19 protein-coding genes are annotated in these 22,953 nt (G+C 48.8%); 8 read left to right on the plus strand and 11 right to left on the minus strand.

Going from position 1 to position 22,953, the window contains the following annotated elements; all coding sequences use genetic code 11:
* Positions 1-46 precede the first annotated feature (46 nt).
* Together KB559_RS12885 and KB559_RS12890 are read right to left on the minus strand one after the other, a co-directional pair.
* Positions 47-1,060: a LacI family DNA-binding transcriptional regulator gene (locus tag KB559_RS12885; RefSeq protein ID WP_211022342.1), complete on the minus strand. Its 1,014-nt coding sequence runs from the start codon at positions 1,058-1,060 to the stop codon at positions 47-49.
* 452 nt (positions 1,061-1,512) lie between these two features.
* Positions 1,513-4,065 carry a beta-mannosidase gene (locus tag KB559_RS12890; RefSeq protein ID WP_211022343.1) on the minus strand — a complete coding sequence of 851 codons (2,553 nt, stop codon included), beginning with the start codon at positions 4,063-4,065 and terminating at the stop codon, positions 1,513-1,515.
* Between the two features lie 268 nt (positions 4,066-4,333).
* Between KB559_RS12890 and KB559_RS12895 the strand changes: the two genes are divergently transcribed.
* From KB559_RS12895 to KB559_RS12915, 5 genes are all read left to right on the plus strand, one after another.
* Complete coding sequence (locus KB559_RS12895; RefSeq protein ID WP_211022344.1) at positions 4,334-5,671, plus strand: ABC transporter substrate-binding protein; 1,338 nt, start codon at positions 4,334-4,336, stop codon at positions 5,669-5,671.
* Between the two features lie 92 nt (positions 5,672-5,763).
* On the plus strand, positions 5,764-6,648 hold the full coding sequence (locus KB559_RS12900; protein ID WP_481856461.1) for a carbohydrate ABC transporter permease: 885 nt from the start codon (positions 5,764-5,766) through the stop codon (positions 6,646-6,648).
* On the plus strand, positions 6,645-7,478 hold the full coding sequence (locus tag KB559_RS12905; RefSeq protein WP_211022346.1) for a carbohydrate ABC transporter permease: 834 nt from the start codon (positions 6,645-6,647) through the stop codon (positions 7,476-7,478). The genes KB559_RS12900 and KB559_RS12905 overlap by 4 nt, the downstream gene beginning before the upstream one ends.
* 33 nt (positions 7,479-7,511) lie before the next feature.
* Positions 7,512-9,338, plus strand: a complete 1,827-nt coding sequence (locus KB559_RS12910; RefSeq protein WP_247681786.1) for a cache domain-containing sensor histidine kinase — start codon at positions 7,512-7,514, stop codon at positions 9,336-9,338.
* Positions 9,339-9,352: 14 nt separating this feature from the next.
* Positions 9,353-10,852, plus strand: coding sequence for a response regulator transcription factor (locus KB559_RS12915; RefSeq protein WP_211022347.1), 1,500 nt, complete (start codon positions 9,353-9,355; stop codon positions 10,850-10,852).
* A 59-nt stretch (positions 10,853-10,911) separates the two neighbouring features.
* On the opposite strand, the gene KB559_RS12920 is transcribed toward KB559_RS12915, so the two are convergent.
* The 9 genes from KB559_RS12920 to KB559_RS12960 form a co-directional block, all read right to left on the minus strand.
* Positions 10,912-11,586, minus strand: a complete 675-nt coding sequence (locus tag KB559_RS12920) for an ABC transporter permease (RefSeq protein ID WP_211022348.1) — start codon at positions 11,584-11,586, stop codon at positions 10,912-10,914.
* A gap of 16 nt (positions 11,587-11,602) precedes the next feature.
* Complete coding sequence (locus tag KB559_RS12925; RefSeq protein WP_211022349.1) at positions 11,603-12,295, minus strand: ABC transporter permease; 693 nt, start codon at positions 12,293-12,295, stop codon at positions 11,603-11,605.
* Complete coding sequence (locus KB559_RS12930; RefSeq protein WP_211022350.1) at positions 12,288-13,211, minus strand: ABC transporter ATP-binding protein; 924 nt, start codon at positions 13,209-13,211, stop codon at positions 12,288-12,290. The genes KB559_RS12925 and KB559_RS12930 overlap by 8 nt, the downstream gene beginning before the upstream one ends.
* Positions 13,212-13,383: 172 nt before the next feature.
* A complete protein-coding gene (locus KB559_RS12935; protein ID WP_348772915.1) occupies positions 13,384-14,337 on the minus strand; it encodes a sensor histidine kinase in 954 nt (317 codons plus the stop codon).
* Complete coding sequence (locus tag KB559_RS12940; RefSeq protein ID WP_282103155.1) at positions 14,319-15,023, minus strand: response regulator transcription factor; 705 nt, start codon at positions 15,021-15,023, stop codon at positions 14,319-14,321. Before KB559_RS12940 ends, KB559_RS12935 begins: the two co-directional genes overlap by 19 nt.
* A 204-nt stretch (positions 15,024-15,227) precedes the next feature.
* Positions 15,228-15,389, minus strand: a complete 162-nt coding sequence (locus KB559_RS12945) for an aspartyl-phosphate phosphatase Spo0E family protein (protein WP_247681787.1) — start codon at positions 15,387-15,389, stop codon at positions 15,228-15,230.
* A gap of 243 nt (positions 15,390-15,632) precedes the next feature.
* Positions 15,633-17,096, minus strand: coding sequence for a helix-turn-helix transcriptional regulator (locus KB559_RS12950; RefSeq protein WP_211022352.1), 1,464 nt, complete (start codon positions 17,094-17,096; stop codon positions 15,633-15,635).
* Positions 17,097-17,329: 233 nt separating this feature from the next.
* On the minus strand, positions 17,330-18,226 hold the full coding sequence (locus KB559_RS12955; protein WP_211022353.1) for an aldo/keto reductase: 897 nt from the start codon (positions 18,224-18,226) through the stop codon (positions 17,330-17,332).
* A gap of 58 nt (positions 18,227-18,284) precedes the next feature.
* Complete coding sequence (locus tag KB559_RS12960) at positions 18,285-19,664, minus strand: aldehyde dehydrogenase (RefSeq protein ID WP_211022537.1); 1,380 nt, start codon at positions 19,662-19,664, stop codon at positions 18,285-18,287.
* 184 nt (positions 19,665-19,848) lie between these two features.
* Here KB559_RS12960 and KB559_RS12965 point away from each other — a divergent pair, with 184 nt between their 5' ends.
* From KB559_RS12965 to KB559_RS12975, 3 genes are read left to right on the plus strand one after another with little or no spacing between them, the layout of a single operon-like run.
* Positions 19,849-21,453: a spore germination protein gene (locus KB559_RS12965; RefSeq protein WP_211022354.1), complete on the plus strand. Its 1,605-nt coding sequence runs from the start codon at positions 19,849-19,851 to the stop codon at positions 21,451-21,453.
* A 38-nt stretch (positions 21,454-21,491) separates the two neighbouring features.
* A complete protein-coding gene (locus KB559_RS12970; RefSeq protein WP_211022355.1) occupies positions 21,492-22,697 on the plus strand; it encodes a Ger(x)C family spore germination protein in 1,206 nt (401 codons plus the stop codon).
* Positions 22,698-22,706: 9 nt separating this feature from the next.
* The gene (locus tag KB559_RS12975; RefSeq protein ID WP_211022356.1) at positions 22,707-22,946 is read left to right on the plus strand and encodes a hypothetical protein; all 240 of its coding nucleotides are present in this window, start codon (positions 22,707-22,709) and stop codon (positions 22,944-22,946) included.
* Positions 22,947-22,953 lie beyond the last annotated feature (7 nt).

Genomic DNA, 22,953 nt, shown 5'->3' on the forward strand with positions numbered 1-22,953 from the left:
AATAATAATTCAGTGCTCAATGAAGCAGCATGAATAATCGCCTTTACTATTCGCTATCCCGGCATATTCCGCATGATCCGCGGATAATTAGCTCTGTCGGGATAATAAGTGTCGGCGGGGCAATATGCGGAGTACGGATCAATTGATCAAGCTGCAGGACGGCCTGCCTGCCGATAGTTTGAAAGTCTTGACGTATTGTTGTTAGCGGCGGATTCGTATATCGGGAGATTTCAATATCATCGAATCCGATGACCGACAAGTCCTGCGGCACGGTTAAGCCCGCCTCCGCCGCCGCTTCGATGACCCCCAGCGCGCTCATATCCGAACAGCAAATTACGGCTGTCGGAGGTGCAGAACACTCCAAGAACTGCTTCATCGCGGCGTACCCGCTGTCTCTCGTAAAGTCGCCGAAGAAAGTATATTCCGAGCTATAAGGCAAATCCGATTCCTGAATCCCCTGGCGGTAACCCTCAAAACGCAGCTTGCCCACGTAGGAATCCTGGTAGCCGGCCACAAAAGCAATTTTCCGGTGCCCCAGTCCTGTTAAATAGCTGACAGCCTGCCGCATACTATCCACATTATCCGAAGTAATGAAGCCCGCCCTGCTTCCGATCAAATCCAAATCAATAAACATCGTCGGGATTTCAGACTGCAGCATCTCATCAAAATTGAGGTCGTTCCGTTGAAAACCAAAGATCAGCACTCCGTCCACATTCCGGCTACGACAATGGCGCACCAGACTATATTCCGGATTCCAGTCGATCTGGGCCAGGTAGATGAGGTCATAACCCGACTCTTTCAAAGATTCTTCCAAACCGGCAAGCAGTTGAACAAAATAAGGATGTGTTAAACCCGTCGTCAAAAAAAGCCCTAAAGTTTGAGTACTCCCCTTGACGAGCCCCCGCGCGGTTGAGTTGGGTACAAATTGTTCTTCCCTGACAACCCGAAGTACGCGCTCTTTCGTTTTGTCGCTCACATTTGGATAATTATTAATCACTTTGGAGACCGTCGAAACGGATACCCCTGCAGATTTAGCGATGTCGCGAATAGTCCGAACCATGTCCCACCTTGCTCTTCCTGAACTTATTTTCAAATCAATACAAGGATACTCTGTTTCCCCCAGGGATGCAATGAAGCGGATCTAAGGACTGCACTGCCCTCCCGTTCCTTCAGGCCAGACAGGTTACTAGATTTTCTCCAGCTAACCTACCCGAAAATGGGCATTTTGGGGTTGTTCATCTTATATAGCTGTATTTCCTACAGGTAATTTGCACGAAATCGGGCATTTTGAGAAATTAGCTGTATTTCCTACAGGTAAATTCCACTTTTCCCGCCTCTTTCGTTGAACGAGGCCAAATTAGATGCAATTTTTCCAGTTAATGTATGTAAAAGCGTGAACTTCAGGAAATTAGCTGCAGGTTTTGCAGTTATTAAGTCATTGAATCCCGCTGGAGAAATGTAAAAAAACAGCAGCCCGCCAATGGCGAACTGCTGCTGTGCTTCCTTACATATTTAAATGGCGTAATCCCGCATCGAAGTCACCGACAATGCGCCCGGCGTACCCGAAACAAAGGCGTCGCTTGCGTTATCGCCGCTGCGGCGGCGGAATTCCACGGTGACCGGCTGCCCAGGGATCAGATCGAAGAAGTTGTCCGAGAAAATCCCCTCTGCCTCGGCATGCAGCCATACCTGTCTCGCCAAGACATCCGTATTCAGCTTAAAGGCTCCACCCTGGCTGCCAGGGATTTCTTCTACCGTGATCTTCGCCTCAGGCAGAGTCAGTTCCCGATGCGATTTAAAATAGAAGTGCTGGCTGTCCAGTACCTGGCCGCCACTCTTCAGAGCGACATGCAATACAACAGCCTTGCTGTCATGCCCATTCAGCAGCTCTGCTGCCGAAGCGCTGTACACGATCGCCGCCGAGTCAGCTTCGATGCTGACAGCCCGGGACTGTTCGGACAGCAGAGCCCCGCTAAAGTCATACAGGGCTAGGCTAAGCTCGGCTTGCAGCTCTTCCCGCCGGTCGGATACGACATGGAAAGCTACTGTCTCCTTATCCGATCCGTCTACCGACAGCATGACCTCACGGAAGCTGCGCCGAACTACATATTGCAAAGCCTTCCAGCGGCCATAATAGTCCATGCTGGCCCAGGAAGCGACCGGCCAGCAATCGTTCATCTGCCAGTATAAAGTCCCCATGCAGAACGGCTTGTTTCTGCGATGCGCCTCGATCGCGGTTTTAATCGCCTCCGCCTGAAGCACCTGGCTCATATACAGGAACGCTTTGAAATCCCGCGGCTCCGGCAGATACTGCTCCATATATTCCTTAATGAGCTGGTTACCCCTGCCGTTCTTCTGATGCGCAAGCATAACCTCCGATTCCAGCTCAAGCTGCTCTTCTGTAGCATACTTAAGTACCGAAGACAGCTCGGGGAACGATTGGAACCCGTACTCGCTCATGAAACGTCCGACACGTTCATTGTAATTGGAGAACGGCTCGACCGCGTGCCATACGCCCCAATAGTGCACATCTCCCTCGCCCGTAACCTTAAGCGAGTGCTGACGATTATCATTCGTGATCTCCCGCATTGGCGAGGATGGCCAGTAGGCTATCCCGCCGCCCAAGCGCTCCACGACCTCAGGCAGAAGATGATGAAAGATCGCTTCGTAATCGGCCCAGATTTTCTCACGTTGTTCATGAGTATAGTCCTTCTTCCATCCCCAGCCGCCATCTTCTTCAAAGTGCGCCCATGCCGAATCGATTTCATTGTTGCCGCACCACAAAGCGATGCTCGGATGATTCCGCAGACGCTTCACGTTATATTCGGCTTCTTCGCGGACGCTTTGCAAGAACACTTCGTCTCCGGGATACATGCTGCAGGCGAACATAAAGTCCTGCCACACCAGAAGACCGTACTCGTCGCAAAGCTCGTAAAACACGTTCTCCTCATAAAATCCGCCGCCCCAAATACGAAGCATATTCATATTGGATTCCGCGGCCGAGGCAATCTCATGCCGATAACGTTCCACAGTTACTTCGGGAATGAAGCTGTCGTTCGGAATATGGTTGGCTCCTTTGGCAAACACGGCAACCCCGTTCAATTCAAAACGGAAGGTGGTTCCTGCGGGATCTTTCTCCCGGATCAACCGGATTTGCCGCAAGCCTGTTTTGACCGAACGCTCTGCAACCACTCCGTCCAAACCACTGCTCCGCAAGCTGGCATTGAACTCATACATGGCCGGCTCGCCAAGTCCCCGGCACCACCATAGGCGGGGATTCTCAATTTCAAGTCCCAATTCTACGGTCTGATGGCCCTTCTTCAAGGAAACTTCCTTTTCCCAAGTCAGCCCGTCGGCGGCAAGCACGAAATTGCCCTGCCAGTCGGCGTCAGCTTCAATTTCTACCACAGCCGTAAGCTTCGCAATTTGTCCGCTTACCTTGTCCTGCCGGATGAACAGGTCGGTCAGACGTGGTCCGGACCAGCCGATCAAATGCACCGGCCGCCAGATTCCGCTCGTCACCAAGCGCGGACCCCAATCCCATCCATAATGGTACGGCGCCTTACGGGCGAATACGCTGACCCGGTGATCCCCCAGTCCCCCTAGCTCCGACTGGTCGTTTGACGCCGGAAGGTTGTAGCCGAGCTTCTCGAGCTTCGGTAAGTCCTCCTTGATCGGCGAGCGCAACCGGACGTTCACGACATTATCGCCAGGCTCCAGCAATTCTTTAACTTCCGCACTCCAGGCTTTAAACATATTATCCGCGGACAGAACCTGCCGCCCGTTTACGAACACATCCGCATAAGTGTCCAATCCTTCAAATAGAAGCTCAACGCGGGAGAAGTCCTTCCATTCCTCCGTGAGCGTGAACGTTGTTTGGTATTCCCAGTCTTTCTTATCGATCCATTGCAAATCATGCTCGTTCGTTCCATAAAAAGGATCCGGAATTTTACCTTGCCGCAGCAAGTCGTTGTGCACCGTCCCCGGTACCTGCGCTGCATTCCACTCCGTCTCGTCACAAGCTTTAAAGCTCCAGTTTTTCAGCTCTTGTTGTTGATTCCTCATAAGCCCTCCATGAAAACGATGTCTTATCTCTCATTATCCCTGATTATCTGTAAATATCAATATTTTTGTTAGCTATTTGTTAGATCAGCACTAGAACAAATGACCCATTCCCTGATTTCTTTCTGTAATATAATATGAAAACACGCAGACAAAACAGCATAATCCAGGACAATAAAAAATAACTCAGCACATTTAAAGTCCCCTAACAAGTAGTATACAATTTAACTGTAAGCGCTAACAAATACCATAAAAGAGGGGCGATCGAAGCATGAAGAAAGGCATTCTACTTACATTTCTGATGGTTTTCTCATTATCCGCCATCCTGGCCGGCTGCGGCGGCAATAACGGAAACAGCAAGTCCGGAAACAGCGGAAATACCGGCAAATCGAACACGAACCAATCCGCAGGGGAAAACTCCGGAGCTAACAGCGGCGAAGGAACGGCGGAAAAGCTTAGCGGCAAGGTCACTTTCCTGACGAACCGCACGGATATGATCGGCAAGGAGTACGACGAATACGTCAAACGTTTTAACGAGAAATATCCCGATATCAAAATCGAATTCGAAGCAAGCCAAACCGATTACAATCAGCAAATCAAAGTACGAATGGCCAGCGGAGAGTTGCCGGACCTGATGTTCATTCCGGACATTCCGAATTCCGATCTTCCCAAATATTTCGCTTCGCTCGATGACTTGCAGTTCAGCAGCGAGCTGACCTTCAAAGACTTTAAATCGTATGACGGCAAGCTTTACGGAATCACTACCGGTAACTCGACTTCCGGGATCGTGTATAACAAAAAGGCGTTCGCCGATGCCGGAATTACGGAAGTCCCGAAAACCTGGGACGATTTCCTTGCCGCTTGCGAGAAGCTCAAACAAAACGGCGTCATCCCGCTCTCTTCCAACTTTAAGGATAAATGGCCGCTCGGAAGCTGGGTATACGATATGCCGCGCATCATCGAGAACAACAAGGATTTCCCTAACGAAAGAATCAATATGGAAGCTCCGTTCTCCATGGACAACGGCTACGGCAAAGCTATGATGCTGTTAAAAACGCTGAACGACAAAGGTTATCTGGAAAAAGACATCAACTCCACCAACTGGGAACAATCCAAAAAAGATATCGCTAACGGCAAAATGGCTATGTACTTCCTTGGCAACTGGGTTATCAACCAAGTTATCGGCGTAGGTGCCGAATCCGACAACATCGGTTTCTTCCCGCTTCCGTTTGACAACTCCGGCTCGAACAGAGCTCCGTTTAACCCTGACTTTTTCTACGCGGTAAACAAAGACAGCAAGAACCTGGAAGCAACCAAAGCTTTCCTGACTTGGATGATTGAAGAATCCGGCTATGAAGATTTCGCAGGCTTTATTTCTCCGCTGAAAGGCCGGGAATCCAAGCTTTCGCAATTGGCTGAATTCCAGGCAACCGGCGTGGAGATGCAAGAAGGCGTAGCTGATGATCCGAAGGTCATCGAAATCTCGAACAAAGCCCAAATCGATTTGCCTGCAATCGCACAGGAATTCGTACTTGCCAAGGACCCTCAAGCGGTTCTCGACAAGTGGAACAAAGCGTGGGCCAAAGCTAAAAAAGAGCTCGGTTATTAATCTTCAGGCAAAATGGGTTATCGGTGGCGATAATCCATTTTGCTTTCAATCATCAGACGCGGAAAGAAGGGATTTAAGGAATGTTCAGGACTATGACCTACAACAGACAAAAAAATATCATCATATTTACATTCCTGCTCATACCGGTAGCCTTGTTGCTGCTCTTCACCTATTACCCGGCCGCCAAGCTCGTCTTCTTCAGCTTCACGGATTGGGACGGATACAGCCCGGAGAAACCTTGGGTTGGATTGGATAACTATAAGGAAGTATTCTCGAATCCCGATATCTTCGGGGTCTTTACTCATAACTTCGCCTATTTTGTCATGGGATTAATCCAGAACGTCGTGGCGATTTATTTCGCCGTGGTGCTGAACGGCAAGCTCCGCGGAAGAAACGGCTTCCGGCTGCTCCTGTTCCTGCCCTACATTATGAATGGCGTTGCCGTAGCTTTTATGTTCGGCTATGTATTTGATACTACACAGGGCTCGTTGAATTTGTTCCTGAACAGTATCGGGCTGACCAAGCTGGGCGAAACCAGCTGGCTCGGCACCGCCGGACTCGTCAACTACTCGCTTGCCTCGACCGGCCTGTGGCGGTTTATGGGCTATAACATGGTCATCTATATCGCATCTCTGCAGGCTATTCCGAAGGACATTTACGAGGCGTCCAAAATCGACGGCGCTAACGCCTGGCAAACCTTTTGGCGCATCACCTTGCCCAATATGAAGCCGGTCATTCAGTTGAACCTGTTCCTGACCGTGACGGGAGCGCTCGAAGTCTTCGACCTGCCGTTCGTACTGACCAAGGGCGGACCGGCCGGAGCGAGCCAAACCTATGTGCAGCGCGTGGTTGAAACCGCATTCGCCTTCAACAATTACGGTCTTGCGTCCGCTATGAGCATCATCCTCTTGTTCTTTGTCATTGCGGTAGTAGGACTTCAGCAATTCGTGCTTAGCAGAGGAGGGAACAACAAATGAACGCGAAAAAATTCAAGATTACGGACGCGTTGAAGTACCTCTCTTTGCTGATCGGGGTCTTTGTGGTCCTGTTTCCTCCCTATGTGGTCATCGTAAACTCGTTCAAAGCGGATGAGGAATTCAACACGGCCAGCACCATGGCCCTGCCGAAGAGCTTCTTCAACTTTGAGAACTTCAAGGTTGTTTTTGAACGGGGCGGCCTCCTGAGCGGTTTCGGCAATACGTTGATCATTATCTGCGTGGCGCTTGTATTTAACATTATGTTTGGCACGATGGTTGCTTACGTGCTGGGCCGATTTAATTTCAGAATGAAAAAGGCGGTGTTCGGGCTTTACCTGTTTGCCACCGTTATTCCAAGCATTACGACCCAGGTAGCTACCTTCGGGATCATCAAGTCGCTCGGACTGTACAACACGATGGGTGCCCCCATCATTCTGTATATCGGAGCCGATGTCATCCAGATCATTCTCTATTTGCAGTTTATCCGCAACATTCCGGTGGATCTCGATGAGAACGCCATGGTGGAAGGCGCTTCGCTCTTCCGGATTTACCGGTCGATCATTTTCCCGCTGCTGACGCCGGCAACGTCGACGTTGATCATTTTGAAATCCATCAGTATTTACAACGACATGTACACCCCTTATCTCTACATGCCAAAACAGAGCTTGGGGGTCGTAACGACCGTTCTGATGCGCTTCCAGGGCATTAACATCGCCAACTGGAATTTGATCAGCGCCGCGATCCTGCTCATTTTGCTGCCGACCGTAGTGCTGTACTTTTTCCTCCAAAAATATATCTTTGAAGGAGTTGCGAGCGGTGCGGTAAAATAGGAGGCAATCTGCAGGAAAGGACGAGGGGTTCTTTTGATCAAGCTGATCCGTAATCTATTCCGGAAATCGTGGCTGTTTTTTGCCAATCTGTCGATGCAGAAAAAACTGGTGGTCATCTTCGTATTTTTAATTACGCTGCCGATCACCTATGTCAGTTACTCTTCCTACCGTACCAATTCCAACTCCGTGCTCGCCAGCACGACGGCGTCGGCAGGCCAAATGACAGACAACGCGATGGATAAAGTCGACAGGTATATTGCGGATCTGAAGCGGTATACCATCCTTCCCCTGTATAACAAGGACGTTCAAAAATATCTCGACCAGAAGGGGACGGATTGGGATAAGAACTCAAGCGTCAATATGTTTCTTATGTATCTGGCGAACACGAAAGAAGAAATCTCCGCCGTCTACATGATCGATCATTACAATTCGATTTTTTACTATAACAAGCCTGGGGTCAATGAGCTGTATCCTTACGAAAGATTGGCGGAATGGAGGGTTCGGACCGAGCAGGCCAGCACGGCTACAGTACTGACCGGCACGCACCCGATTCGCGTCAACGTTTCCGAACAACGGCAAGTTTTTACCGTCATGCGTTCCATCCAGTCTGTCAGCACGCTCAAAAATATCGGAATGATCGTCATCGATGTCGACATCAGTTTATTCGAGGGAATTATTCAACCCCTGAACACGGTAACCCATGGCGACACGCTGATCGTGGATGACCTTGGAAAGGTCGTCTATAACAGCGATCCGGCCGAGCTAGGCAAAGATTTAAGCGGAAGCCCTCTGCTCGCCCAGGCAACTGCGACGCGGGGCAACTTCCGGTTGGACATTGACGGCGAACCGTATATGGCGGTCTATACCGTTTCCGAGAGTACAGGCTGGAAGACGCTTGTGTATATTCCGCTTAAGGAACTGCTCGCTCCGATGAAGCAGAGTCGTAACGCCATGATGATCATGACGCTGTCGATCCTTTCTTTTGCCCTGCTGGTGGCGATGTTTATCTCGTATGCACTCACCAAGCCGATGAAGCGGACCGTCCAGTTAATGAAGCAGGTGCAGCGCGGTAAGCTGGATGTCCGGGTGAATGTGAAATACAACGATGAAATCGGGATGCTGGGCAGCCATTTCAACCGGATGATCGGCCGGGTCCGCGACCTGCTGCAGGAAGTGTACGAAACGGAACAGAGCAAACAAAAGGCCGATATGCTGGCCCTGCAAAATCAAATCAATCCGCATTTTATTTATAACACGCTGGAATCGATCCGCATGCTGGCCGAGCTGAATGATGACGACCGCGTCGCAGAGCTGACCTATCTGCTTGGACTGCTGCTCCGCTACAGCATTACTCGCAGCGATGAGGTCGTTACCGTGAAGCAAGAATTGCAGCATGTGGAAAATTATTTGCAGCTGCTTCAGCTCAGATTTCCGGAGAAAATCAGTTACTGCTTCCTGATCCCTGAAACGTATCATTCCTTGCCGATCATAAAATTGGTGTTCCAGCCGATTGTGGAGAATGCCATTTTTCACGGACTGGAAAAGCAGGCGGAACCCGGAACGATCACGATTACAGCCTGGAGCGAACGGGACGATGTGATTTTCACCATTCATGACGACGGGGTCGGCATGGACGAGGAAAGACTGGCATCGCTCAATCAAAGCCTAAAGGATGGAAAGACGGATAAATTCGGCATCGGTTTGCGTAATGTGAATGAACGCGTTCGTCTGCATTATGGAGAGAATTCGGGGCTTATCGTGAGCAGCAGACTTGGAGAAGGTACGATAGTTACTCTGCGTATTTCCGGCTTTTTGAGGACCGGGGAAATGCCTTTGCCGGAACCGAACAGTTATGCTTAAAGGAGGAATAGGCTATGCTGCGAATTGTCATTGTCGACGACGAATTATCCATTCGCGAAGGATTAGGCAAGATGATCGGCAAAGAGAGCGACCGGTTTCTTATCACCGGTTCTTTCTCCAACGGACAAGAATTGCTGGACTTTGCTCAAGACTCGGAATTTGACGCAGTCATTACGGATATCCGAATGCCGCTCGTTGACGGTCTGGAGTTGATCAAGGAACTGAGGAGCATTCGGCCCGAAGCCCGCTGCATTATCATGAGCGGGTTTACCGATTTCGAATATGCGCGGCAGGCGCTGAGATACTCGGCGGTGGATTATTTGCTGAAACCGATCAACAAAAAACAGTTATTCGGTTTGCTATATCAGTTGGACGAGGACAAAGAGCTTGCCTTGGGAAAAGAGCAGCAACTGCGTTCCGGCCTCCTCCTTTCTTACCTGAAGGGCGATCCGGCGCTCTGCGACCGACTTCCCGAGCTCATCTTGCCATTGCCTTATTTTTCGGTAACCGTCCTTAAGGGCAGCGATATGGAGGCGCTCCATTCCAGCGTCTCCCTGCTCCGGCGGCAGCCCCAATTCCGGTTTGACGCCGTGGATACCGGGGAGGAAGGCATCACCCTGGTCAGCTATTATAATGAGCTGCCGGATGCTGACGATATAGCAAGGCTGGCGGATTCGCTCCGGCAATTCCCCCATCCGGGTATTGTTATGGCCGGATCGAGCCTCGGATACAGCCATCCGTCGGAACTTGGCAGAGCCTATTACGAGGCAAAAACCGCCTGTGACCGCGGCATGTATGGACGGGAGGCCTGGGGCTATTCCAGCTTCAGCCCGGCTTACGAACTGGAGCCCGATGTGGCCGGGTTGTTCGCGCGAAACCGGGAGACGCTCGCTCAAGCCGTCCAAGTGTTAAATATTCCTCAAGCGCTGAAAAGCCTGGAGCTGCAGCTTCATGAACTTGAGCAGGCCAAGGCTTCGCGCGCTTCCATCCTTCAGCTTTACCGGTTTGCGATAGAAACCGCAGGCACCGAACTTCCGGAATGGGCTAAAATATTCGGGCCGGGACTTCCTTTGCAGTTGGAAGAATACTTGCTGACCTGCCTGACGTTCCATGAACTAAAGGACCGCTTTATGGAGGAGTTCTCTGAGGCTCTGCAGCAAATCCGCGAAGGCCGGCTGGCCCAAGGCGGCAAATCCGTAGAAATCGTCAAGAAGTGGATCGCCGAGCATTATGACCAACCCGCGGACCTGAGCCATCTAGCCAGTATGGTGTATTTAACGCCGAGCTATCTTAGCAAGCTGTTCAAGCATGAAACCGGTCTGACCATCACCGACTACCTGATAGAAGTCAGGATCCGCAAGGCGAAGCAACTGCTGGCTGAATCCGCGGAGCTGAAAATACATGAAGTCGGCAGCGAGGTCGGATACCCCGATCCGGCTTACTTTAACAAGCTGTTCAAACGAATCGTCGGCGTTACGCCGAACGAATATAAGAGGATCAGCAAGTCCTCATAAAGACTCAGAAACCCCATGGATGTTCACTTTTAGGTGGACATCCATGGGGTTTCATTCTTTTATAAGACGTCCTTGCCCTCCACATTTCGGAGAGTAAGCAAAGCAACCAGGACACCAGTCACCGCCAAGGCTGCGGGAATATAAACGATGGAATTCAAGGTAAACTCTGTACCGCTGCCGATATTCAAAACCGCCATAAGGATAACCGCGGAGACGATAGTTGCGGACGCCGAGTATTTTCGCATTCCGAAGTAAAGCGGGACAAGACTGATACAACTGGTCATGACCGCCCCGGACAGAAACCCGGCTCCGTAATTAACCAGCATACTATTCGTTAGCTCCTCATCAACGATCTGAGCGAACTGATTAAAAATATAAAATCCGGTGAAAATCACTACCCGGGAGAGCAAGCTGAACACAAAAGTAAACAGGACAACGATAGACATCTTTGCCGTCAGGAGCTTTTTCCGGCTTAAGGGGTACATGAACAGCACGGTCACGGTTTTGTTTTTGTATTCATTAATAATGAACTGCGATAACAATACGGAAGCAAAAATGATGAATATGAACGAAGCGGAGTTCGTCAACAGATACGCTTCTTTGTAGCTTTTCAAAGGTTCGTCGTAGTTTATCGCGATCAGGGAGCCCATGAATATGAGAATGGCGATAACCCCTCCCAGAATGGTACCCTTAAGTTTATACTTTTGCAGTTCCAGTTTCATTAAATTTAGCATTCCATTTCCGCCTCCCTTACATTACATCCTTAACCTCCACGTTCCGAATCGCCAAATACGCAACCAGGATCCCGATTACAGCGAATGTAGCGGGAATAATAATAATCGAATTTAGCGTAAAACCATTGGTTCCACTCGTGGAATTCAAAACAGATCCAATGATAATCGCCGACACGATCGTAGCAGGAACCGAATGCTTACGCATCCCGAAATAGAGTGAAGCCAGGCTGATGCAACTGACCATGACCGAATTCACGAGAATACTGACGCCCTGTTGCAACAGCAATTCGGTTTCCAAGGTACCCGGAATAAAATGGGCATATTGGTTATACCAATAGAAGCCGGCAAAAGCCACCACACGGGATATAATCCCGAATAGGAACGTAAACAGGAAGACAACGGCGATTTTGGCAAGAAGCAGCTTTTTGCGTTCCAGCGGATACATGAATAGCACAGTGATAGTACCGCTTTTATATTCATCAATAATATACTTGGCCAACAGCACGGACGCGAATACGGTAAACGTGATGGATGTAAAGGTATTGATAAAAGCAAATATGGCATTGTAATCGGAGAAAGGTATCTCTTCCGTAGTATCATAATTAAGAACGATCATAAAGAACATGATCAGGAAGGTCGCAATAAATCCGCCCACAATATTACCGCGAATCTTATTCTTCTTCAATTCCAGCTTCATTAAATTAAGCACTTAATTCGCCTCCATTCAATAAGGACAAGAAGTAGTCCTCCAGAGAACTGTTCTTCTTGTGAATCGACTCAATCATCACATCGTTCACAACCAGAACTTTGGTCATCTCATTCTGCGCAGTACGGGTATCATACACGCGGAGCGTATGCTCGTCGATGACTTTGAAATTGGTCAAATTCAATTGATCCGATAACAGGAATGCGGCCTTCTTGCTGTCGCTCACGATCAGCTCGATATATTCGGTATTCCGCTCCCGTACCCGGTCCATCGGAACCTCCTCAATCAAACGCCCGTGATTGATGACGCCGATCGTATCGGCCATCTGCTCCATTTCCCCCAAGATGTGGCTGGACACCAGCAGCGTGATGCCATACTCCTTGGACAGCATTTTGAACAGATCACGAATTTCCTTAATGCCTACGGGATCCAGTCCGTTGATCGGTTCATCGAGAATCAGCAGTTCGGGCTTGGTGATAATCGCTCTGGCGATACCCAGTCTCTGCTTCATACCCAGCGAGAAATCCTTTACCGGCTTATTGTCGATATTCGTCAAATTCACCAGTTCCAAGGCATCATCGATCGACTTCTTGTTGTAATAGCCCATGTACTCGCAGTGCAGCTCCAGGTTCTCCCTGGCTTTCAGTTTGTCGTAAAAGACAGGCACCTCAATGATCGTTCCCATCCGTCCCAGCAGATGGTACGATTTGGGGGTCAGCTTTTCCCCGAAAATCTCAATTTCTCCGCCAGTGGGCTTCACCAGATTCGTGATCATTTTCATAATCGTTGTTTTGCCAGCGCCGTTCGGCCCTAAAAATCCGTAAATTTCCCCTTGCTTAATGTTCATATTGACATTGGAGACCACTTCTCTCCCCTGAAATACTTTCGTCAATTGCGTCGTTCTTAGAATCGAGCTCATCTCTCGTCCCGCTCCTTTGTTTTGGGTTGGCTTCCTGTTCTTCATACTTTTATTGTAAAAGCCGTTTTGGTCGTATTTATTAATCAAATCTTACTTAATTCTTAAGTTCCTGATGGTTTAAAAAAAGCCTAAAGAAAGCAGACCCTCTGCTTCCTGTAGGCTTCAGTTCAACCTAATACCGGAATGGCTTCAGCTGAACGGTAAAAATAGTTTTCTCGTACGGCTTACTGTAGAGATGCACGTCTCCACCCAGGTTTTGAGCGAGCCTTTTGGTAATCGTAAGACCCAGGCCGCTGCCCTGGAACGATTTGTTCCGGGAATCCTCCAGCGTGTACATCCGGTCGAAAACCCGGCCCTGATGAATGACGGCAATCCCTTTTCCCCGATCCCATACGTCGATATGTACATGATCTTGATCCTGTTTTAAGGTCAGTCCCACGACATTTCCGTCGCTGCCGTAACGAATCGCATTTGAAATCAGATTGTGCAGAATCCGGTCAAGGGCGCCCTCATTGGCATACGCGTAAATCGGCTCCTCCGGAATCCGGATGTCCACTTCCATCCCTTTGCCCGTCAGAACCTCGTAAAAGGCAAGTATGTTTCTTCGACACACTTCATTCAAAAGAACCCGGGTCAGCGGCAGCGGCTGATCTCCCGACTCCAGCTTCGCCAGATCAAAGAATTGCCGGATCATTTCCATTACTTCATTGGCCTTCCGGCGGATTTTAACCAGCATTTCCGCCCTCTCTCCGGCTTCCATATCCGGATCGAGCTGGATCGTCTCAATGTAGCCCAAAACCACGGTAAGCGGCGTATTCAAATCATGCGAGATATTGGACAACATCCTGCGGATCGATTGCTCGGTTCCCGTTCGTTCCGCCAGAATACGCTGGTTGGACTCCAGCAATTGATTGATGTCAGTAAGAATCACCCTAAGCTCGGGATCTTCCGTAAAGAGCAAGAGCTTTTCTCCGGTCTTATCGGACAAAATTCGTTGCAGCCTTTCATGAACCCGTCCCAACTGGTGGCTTCTTTTCTTGTACTTGTAATGCTGTCTATAGAGAAGTCCGGACAAAATTAAAATAATGCCGATCAGCGCAAGGTCCATCATTCGCGTCCATCCCACTTGTATCCGATCCCCCACAAGGTTTTCAAGTATTTCGGGTCGGAAGGATCTTCTTCAATTTTTTCGCGCAGCCGGCGGATATGTACATTAATGACATTCTCGTCGCCCAAATAATCGTCGTTCCATATAAAACCGTAAATTTGTGCTTTAGTAAAAACACGATTCGGATTTTTGAGAAACAGCTTGAGAATCTCCGCCTCTTTGGCGGTCAGCTTGACCTCTTGCTCATCTTTTCGAACAAGGTAGTTATCCAGATCGATCGCCATCCGGTCCAGCATGATCATCGTATCCTGCTTCTCCTCCGGCTCACGCCGGGCGTACAGGGTCGATCTGCGGATCGCCGCCTTGATCCGGGCTGTGATTTCAATCAAGGAAAACGGCTTGGCAATATAGTCATCGGCACCGAAGCCAAGTCCCAGCGCCTTATCGATATCGCTGTCCTTGGCGGACATAATCAGAATGGGAACCGCACTGGTCTCCCGGACGGTCTTAATGACCTCCATCCCGTCCAGCTTGGGCATCATAATATCCACAACAAGCAGATCAAAGGGTTCGCTTCGAAATAGAGCTAGTCCTTCCTCGCCGTTATTAGCGGAACGGACCGTATATCCTTCCTTGATCAAATACCCGGCAAGCATATCTATAATAGAAGCATCGTCTTCTATCAGCAAAATTGTATGTGACATCATCCAACCACCTCTCAACTTTTCCCATTATACTATGATTTGAGATGGCATCGGAGCCGTAAAATTATAAAATAACAATTAACGGCGATTTCGTTCCAGAAACATGCAAAAGAGCTGCGTCCTCTTCACGGGGCCCAGCTCTTCTCTAAGTTTTATCGCCAAGGACAAGGATCATTTGCTGAATCTTCATCATCCGGGCTTCCTTCATGCAATCGGCTGCTTCCTTTGCAACTCTGCGTATTTGGCCTTGTTGTATTTATTGATCAATTTATCTAAAAGCAGAGATTGATTAAGCACTGCCTTATGGCGCAATCCGTATTGTTCAGCTAATTGGTTTAATTTTTGTCTCTCTTTTTCAATTTTCATTTTCATATACTCCTTATTATTCATAGCTCTCACCCTATGAATATATTATTGAGTGTTGCCAAACAATACATGTTGAGGCATTATGCATATTATAAAAAATTCCAAATTTAGAAAAGATGAAAATAGGATCAGCTTGTGAGCTGACCCTACATAAAATGAAATTCAAATCGGAAGGATTATTACCGTCCGCCCCATCCATGGAAGAATGGAGTAATCGTTGGTCCAGCAACTACAACAGCAAAACTAAACATAAGCATACCCGAAACCACCCAAGACATTTTCTTTTTCATAATCCCACACCCTTCTACAAAGTTCATAATATTCATTGCATTGAGTTTCCGAAGCATACCGACGATACATTTCAAACAATGCCATGCTATTAACCATGATGTCTTTGCTGCTTAATTTCATGGACATATTCATGCTGTATAAAATATACTTTAAGCCCTCTTCATACAAATCTTTCCTAAAGTTATAAAGGGCAAAGTTCTGAAAGAAAACGGAGTATCGAAAAAAATACGGGGGAACTTTTGTACCATCTTCCCCTATCGCTCTCCTGGTGAAAAAGTTGTCCTTGCCGGTGATTCTGTATTGTTCGATTTCATTTGAGAATTTGGTAAGAACATCGTCGATAAAGAATTGATGACGATTTGCCGATTCAATTAAAGTGATTAATCCCTCGACGACTTCATCTGGATGCGCTTCCAAAAAGGTGACATATTCCGGGATCTTTGAACTCTGACCACATTTAATATCCACGCATAGATAATTAGCTTCGGCGAACATTTGCAACTGTCGAACTTCCTCAAGCCCGGCGTCATCCATTCCCTCAAACCAGCTTAGATCCGCATATTTGGCAATCCATTTTCTGGACTCCTCAAACATCCCCCGGAGTTCATAGGTACCCGATTTATATAAATACGCAGTCCCATAATAAAATACGAGAGGCCGAACCGGTTTAAAGTCCTGGTCTTTCCAGATCTTTCGTTCATACAGCTTCCAGGTAAATTGACTAAGTTCATCAGCATAGTTTTCAACTTCGGCCCAATTAAACCTAACGGCGTACACCTCGGTTAACATTAATAGGCCATCAAGCGTTAGTGCTTCCGGCAGACGATAACAATAAGGGAGGAATTGTAAAGCTGCCTTAAACCCCTTCAGTCTGTCCGATTGATAGATTTGAAACAATCGATAATAACTCATGGCCAGCCGCTCCGAATGATTGGATCTTTCACTCTCGATCACAACTTCATACAAAACAGCGGCTGCTTCCTTCCACCCCTGCTCCAACATTAACTCGGCCGTTTCGAAGATTCCTCCGACCTGCTTCAAATCCTCAAGCAGACGACCTAGCACTTGTTCAATACAGTCCAGCCGATCTATCTCCGCACAACGGAGTAAAAACGGTCTGAGTCTCCGCCAATGCGGAGCGGTAGGGATAAAACATTCATCTACGTACAAATCATAGAAGTAACCTTCGGAGAGTCCCATCGCCATCGTGATACGATCGAGTTGCCCGAGGGCGATCGGCCGATTGCCATTTAATATACCGCTTAAGGTACCGACGTTCACACCCGAAAGTTCGGAAAATTGTTGAAGGGTTCCCCCTTCTCTCTTGATGTGGTCTTCCATTTCTGCGCGAATCGTGGTTGTGGAAATCAAATGGCGAATCACCCCCTTATCCAATTCGGCAAAAACTCCAATCATTATCCAAAATCTAGCATATGATGTATTTATATGTAATTATAATGTCAATATTTACAAACGTCAACTAGAAAATTGTAAATAAATAAGTAAAAAACAATAAGAATGTCATATTTTTATATAATTTGAGATTCTGTCTGTGATATGTAAGGTTTATGATCGTGAATTACGTCGAATATAGCAAAAAAAAGAGAGGAACCGGATGCTCCCGCACCTCGATTCCTCTCCTATGTTGATCACTCCGTTACCAATTGCGCAGCACTTGCGTTCGACTCCACCTGCGCCGGGTTTTTGCAGCCCGGAATCACCGCGGTGACCGCCGGGTGGCGAAGGCACCAGGCCAGTGCCCATTGGGCCATGTTCATGCCTTCCGGCACCTCGTTACGTGCGATCTGCTCCACTTCTTCGAGCTTGCGGCGCGTGTTCTCCGGATCGTGACGGTGCCGGACATCGGTCGTATCAAACACGGCGCCCGGCTTGTATTTGCCGCTTAAGTACCCGCTCGCCAACGGTACGCGGGCCAGCACGCCGAGGTCCTGCCGCTCGCAGGACGGAAATACCCGCTGCTCCGGCACGCGGTCCAACCGGTTATATACGACCTGAATGACCTCGGAATTCACTTTCGTCGAAGCCTCGGTCTGATGCAGGTTATCATTGCTTCCGATGGAGGTGCCGAGATGGCGTATTTTGCCGGCTTGCTTCTGCTTGTCCAGCATCGTCCACAATTCATCGCTATCAAAAGCCGCATCCGGCCCGCTATGAAATTGGTAAAGGTCAATGTAATCGGTTTGGAGCGCCTTTAAAGAAGCATCCAGTTGCACCAGCACGTCTTTGGCGCCATACATATCGGTCCGGGTAAACCGCTCATGGAAGTGATGCCCGAACTTCGTCGCGATAATCCAATCCTCGCGTTTGCGGCGGCCGATATAGTTACCGATAAACGATTCGGACAAATGATCGCCGTAGCATTCGGCCGTATCAATGAGGTTGATGCCAAGTTCCTGGCCTTTGTCGAGAATGGCGTCGACTTCATCCTGCGTAAACTGCAGGCCCCACTCTCCGCCAAATTGCCAGGTTCCGATCCCGATAACCGACACGTTCAGCTCCGTTTTTCCCAATCTGCGAAATTTCATATTGTAATCCCTCCTCTTGGAAATTGTACCATGTCCCCGTTCCTATGCAAAAAACGGCCTATTTCATCACTTTTTTTATCAGGTTTAGCTTCTTATCCGTGTAAGGCGGGAAAATAAAGTTGATTTTCACCCGCGTCGATTTCTTCAGCACACCTTTCATATGGGAGAAGGCTTCAAAACTGTACCTGCCATGATATGAGCCCATCCCGGATTGGCCTACACCGCCGAAGGGCAGATACGGTGTCGCCAAATGCAAGATGGTGTCATTTACGCAGCCCCCGCCAAAAGACACCGCCTCCATCACGTTGCGCTCGATTCCCTTATTCGCAGTGAACAAGTAAAGGGCAAGCGGTTTAGGTCGGGAATTCAACATCGAAATGGCCTGGTCCAGATGCTCGTATTCCAAAATAGGCAATATCGGCCCGAAAATCTCCTCTTCCATCACCTTGTCTTCCCACTGCACCTTATCCATCAAGGTCGGAGCGAGGTACAAATCCCCGCGGTCGCTCTCTCCACCTGTCACGACTTTAGAGGGCTCCAGCAGTCCGGTCAATCGCTCCCAATGCCGCTCGTTGACGATGCGTCCAAAGTCAGGGCTTTGTTTGGGGTCAGCCCCGTAGAAGGCCGTTATCTGTTCTTTCAGTTTAACCAAGAGGGCAGGCTTAATCTCCTTGTGGGCAAGCACATAGTCCGGGGCGACACAGGTCTGGCCGGTATTCACAAACTTCCCCCATACGATTCTCTTGGCGGTCAATTCGAGATCGGCGTCACTATGCACGATACAAGGGCTTTTGCCTCCCAGTTCCAAAATAACCGGAACAAGATGCTCGGCGGCGGCCTTCATGACGATCTTCCCGACCTGCGTGCTCCCTGTAAAGAAAATCCGGTCAAATGGGGCATGTATCAGATCCGAGGTCGTCTCCTTTCCGCCTTCGATGACCCGTATATAATCTTCATCAAAATGCTCCCGGATCAGCTTCGCGATGACCGCCGACACATGCGGGGTAAATTCCGACGGCTTGATGACAGCCGCATTCCCGGCAGCGATCGCCCCGGCTAACGGGTCCATAACGAGCATAAACGGGTAGTTGAACGGCCCGATGATCAGGGCCGATCCGTACGGCTCAGGGTAAATTACGCTTTTCGAGCCGAAATGCATGGCAGGGGTCCGCACTGTTTTCGGCTTCATCCAACGCTTCAGATGCTTCATCGTATGGCCTAAGCTGTCGAGCAAATATCCAATTTCCGTGGTGTACGCCTCATATTGAGATTTGCGCAAGTCCTGCCTCAACGCCTCCATGATGTCTTTTTCATATTTCTTGACGGATGATTTCAGTGTTTGCAGCTGCTTCATCCGGAATGCCAGAGGCCGTGTTCCTCCGGAAGCTACGAGCCGCTTCTGTTTGTCGATCAGATTTTGTATCGCTGAAGCATCCATCGTTTCATTAATATTCTGCACAGTGATCCCTCTTTTCGAATCGTAACAGTCCTGTTAAATAGTATACCTCAATACCGGATTGAGAGTGTGTGGATAGAAAGATTGATCGGATCCCGTAAGTTTACCTTGTGATTCCTTCGGAAATAATGGTGGGATAGCTCAACTTGCGAGAGGAAGACAACCTATGCGCTATCGAAGAAAAAGCAATCAGTTCACCAACAAAACTCAAGCATCAGCTAAGGAGCCGCCATCTCCAGCTAAGCCCGAATCAAGCTCATCGGACATCTTGAATTGCAATCTTAAGGCCAATTTACAGCAAATCAAAAAGATGCTCGGAAACAGCACTGACATTATTATTCGAGAAGTACCCGTTTCGGGGTCAAAAGAGCCGTCAATCGCCGTTATTTACACGGACGGGCTTGCCGATCCAAAGGAAATTAACAATTCAATTATGAGGCCTATCTCCTCTATTTCGGAAGGTTATAAAGATGGTTCTTCGTGTTCTTCTCCCTTGAACGGACAACACCTTTTGGACGATATCACTTCGGGATTAAAAGACTTTTCCGAGGTCCAGGACTATACATCGCTTTTGCACGACCTTCTCTCAGGAGATACGATCCTTCTATTCGAAGGATTAAATAAAGGCATCTCAGTCTCTACGCCCGGGTGGAAGGACCGCGGGGTCACGGAAACCTCGGCGGAGAACGTCGTGCGCGGTCCACGCGAAGCCTTCTCCGAGTCGATCCGGACCAATACCGCTTTAGTCCGCCGGAAAATTAAAGATCCTGACTTACGGCTGGAAACGCAGCAAATTGGGCGGCGCACCCAGACTAATGTCGGTATTATGTTTATCCAAGGCATCGCCAACGAGAAAATAGTCCAAGAGGTACGCGACCGGCTTGCTGTCATAGATGTAGACGGGATCCTGGAGAGCGGATATATCGAAGAAATCATTCAGGATAAAACCTTGACCCCCTTCCCCACGATTTACAATACAGAACGGCCGGATGTAGTCGCGGCCGAACTCCTGGAGGGGAAAGTCGTGATTTTGGTGGATGGAACGCCGTTTGTTCTTGTGGTTCCAGCCCTCTTCGTCTCTTTCTTGCATGCGGCAGAGGATTATTATCAACGCGCGGATATCAGCAGCTTCTTGCGTCTACTTCGGTATTTAAGCATATTTATCTCTTTGCTGGCACCGTCCCTGTACGTAGCGATTTCCACATTTCATCAGGAAATGCTGCCGACCCAGCTCCTTTTTGGCCTGGCATCGCAACGCGAGCAGATTCCTTTTCCCGCCTTCGTAGAGGCTATTTTGATGGAGTTGACTTTCGAAATCCTGAGAGAGGCCGGTGTACGTTTGCCTAAAAATATCGGCTCCGCGATTTCTATTGTAGGAACACTCGTTATTGGACAAGCCGCCGTGGAAGCGGGAATCATTTCGGCGGCCATGGTTATTGTAGTCGCAACTACGGCCATATCCAGTTTCGTGCTCCCCTCCTTCAACATGTCCATCGCCTTTCGGATGCTTCGCTTTCCGTTAATGTTACTAGCCGGTTCCTTCGGACTTTTCGGCATCTTCATCGGCGTGACTGCCCTGGTTCTTCATTTATGCAGCCTGCGGTCATTCGGAATTCCATATATGGCTCCTTTTGCTCCATTAATTCCCGATGGACAAAAAGATGCAATTATTAGGTTGCCGCATTGGCTGCTCCTGACCCGCCCTAGGATTATAAATAAGAAGAATGTGACACGCAGAAAGAGTACTCCCCCGGAAAAATCACGAGAGTAGAGGAAATAACATTCAAGCCAGAAAGCGAGTGAAACTTGATGAAGCGAATATCGGCGTTAATTCTGCTTAATCTCGCCGTTTCTTTATTTCTTAGTGGTTGTTGGAGCCGAAGGGAATTAAACGATTTGGCCATTGCGGTTGCGGCGGGCGTGGACAAGGTAGGTGATCGTTACCGCTTATCCGTCCAGGTCGCCATCCCCGGACAGGTGGCTTCGAAAAAGGCCGGTAGTCCCCAAGCCCCCGCAACCTTATTTACGACAGAGGGCGATACTTTATTTGAAGCGGCGCGAAGAATGACTCAAATCAGTCCGCGAAAAATATATTTCCCCCATCTCCGGGTATTCCTGATCGGCGAATCCATGGCTAGCCAAGGGATCGCCGAAATTTTGGACTTGCTGCTCAGAGATCACGAATTTAGAACTGATTTCTTCCTTGTAGTCACCAGAGGAGTAACAGCGGAGGAAACTTTAAAAATTATGACCCCACTTGAAACCATTCCGGCCAACAAATTGTTCAATTCCCTGCAAACCGCAGCAAAAGCCTGGTCGCCCAGCAAAGCGGTAACCTTGGATGAATTGATCAATGATCTTATCAAGGAAGGTAAACACCCTGTCCTGACTGGCTTGGAGATTAGCGGTGACAGGAATATAGGGCAGACCAAGGAAAACATATTAAATATCTATACGCCCAGTCAACTGCAATATTCCGGTCTCGCCGTCTTTAAGCTGGACAAACTGATCGGCTGGTTAGACGAGAAGGATAGCCGCGGATACCGGTTTCTGATAGGAGAAGTGAAAAGCTCGGTGGGCTTCGAACGATGTAAAAACCAAGGAAAAGTGGTATTGGAAATACTGAGAACAAATACGAAGACCAAGGGAAAGATTGTCGATTCGCGCCCTGAGATGGACATCAAGTTGTACGTCGAGGCCAATGTAGCTTCCGTGGAGTGCCGAGGCCTGGATCTAACTAAACCGGAAACGATCACAGAGTTAGAAACCCGGATGGAAGAAAAGGTCACGGGCCTCCTGGAATCGGTAATCGCGAAAGTGCAAAAGGAGTACAAAGTGGATATTTTCGGCTTCGGGGAAGTACTCCGCCGTTCACATCCAAGGGTGTGGGCAAAAATGAAGGAAGATTGGAACGAATACTATTTTCCGAACTTGAAAACTCATATTCAGGTTGACTACACAATCCGCCGGAACGGAACTACCGGTAATTCCTTCTTGAACGAACTCAAGGAGTGAGGAATAACCATGCTGAATATTGTTTTTATTTTAGTGTCCGCCGCGTTAATATCCTGGCTCGAATTCCCCCGAATGATCCGGGAAGGGGAACGCCGGGAAATCTGGGGGTTCTCGGTCTTATTGCTGATTGGTATTGGGCTTAGCCTGGCCCAGAGCTTCATGACCGAAATCCCCACACCTTTGATATGGATTGCGATGATCATCAAACCGTTCAGCGATCTTCTCTCCGCGATGGGTTTGATCCAATAAGGAAGGG

The sequence above is a fragment of the Paenibacillus sp. Marseille-P2973 genome, from assembly GCF_018101095.1.
In the GTDB taxonomy this organism is placed as follows: domain Bacteria; phylum Bacillota; class Bacilli; order Paenibacillales; family Paenibacillaceae; genus Fontibacillus; species Fontibacillus vini.

Excerpts from the sequence above, each read along its gene's own strand:
- KB559_RS12890 (WP_211022343.1), bottom strand. The coding sequence starts at position 4,065 with ATGAGGAATCAACAACAAGAGCTGAAAAACTGGAGCTTTAAAGCTTGT.
- KB559_RS12945 (WP_247681787.1), bottom strand. The coding sequence starts at position 15,389 with ATGAAAATTGAAAAAGAGAGACAAAAATTAAACCAATTAGCTGAACAA.
- KB559_RS12950 (WP_211022352.1), bottom strand. The coding sequence starts at position 17,096 with ATGATTGGAGTTTTTGCCGAATTGGATAAGGGGGTGATTCGCCATTTG.
- KB559_RS12940 (WP_282103155.1), bottom strand. The coding sequence starts at position 15,023 with ATGTCACATACAATTTTGCTGATAGAAGACGATGCTTCTATTATAGAT.
- KB559_RS12975 (WP_211022356.1), top strand. The coding sequence starts at position 22,707 with ATGCTGAATATTGTTTTTATTTTAGTGTCCGCCGCGTTAATATCCTGG.
- KB559_RS12965 (WP_211022354.1), top strand. The coding sequence starts at position 19,849 with ATGCGCTATCGAAGAAAAAGCAATCAGTTCACCAACAAAACTCAAGCA.
- KB559_RS12955 (WP_211022353.1), bottom strand. The coding sequence starts at position 18,226 with ATGAAATTTCGCAGATTGGGAAAAACGGAGCTGAACGTGTCGGTTATC.
- KB559_RS12905 (WP_211022346.1), top strand. The coding sequence starts at position 6,645 with ATGAACGCGAAAAAATTCAAGATTACGGACGCGTTGAAGTACCTCTCT.
- KB559_RS12920 (WP_211022348.1), bottom strand. The coding sequence starts at position 11,586 with ATGCTAAATTTAATGAAACTGGAACTGCAAAAGTATAAACTTAAGGGT.
- KB559_RS12930 (WP_211022350.1), bottom strand. The coding sequence starts at position 13,211 with ATGAGCTCGATTCTAAGAACGACGCAATTGACGAAAGTATTTCAGGGG.
- KB559_RS12895 (WP_211022344.1), top strand. The coding sequence starts at position 4,334 with ATGAAGAAAGGCATTCTACTTACATTTCTGATGGTTTTCTCATTATCC.
- KB559_RS12900 (WP_481856461.1), top strand. The coding sequence starts at position 5,764 with ATGACCTACAACAGACAAAAAAATATCATCATATTTACATTCCTGCTC.
- KB559_RS12960 (WP_211022537.1), bottom strand. The coding sequence starts at position 19,664 with ATGGATGCTTCAGCGATACAAAATCTGATCGACAAACAGAAGCGGCTC.
- KB559_RS12970 (WP_211022355.1), top strand. The coding sequence starts at position 21,492 with ATGAAGCGAATATCGGCGTTAATTCTGCTTAATCTCGCCGTTTCTTTA.
- KB559_RS12915 (WP_211022347.1), top strand. The coding sequence starts at position 9,353 with ATGCTGCGAATTGTCATTGTCGACGACGAATTATCCATTCGCGAAGGA.
- KB559_RS12885 (WP_211022342.1), bottom strand. The coding sequence starts at position 1,060 with ATGGTTCGGACTATTCGCGACATCGCTAAATCTGCAGGGGTATCCGTT.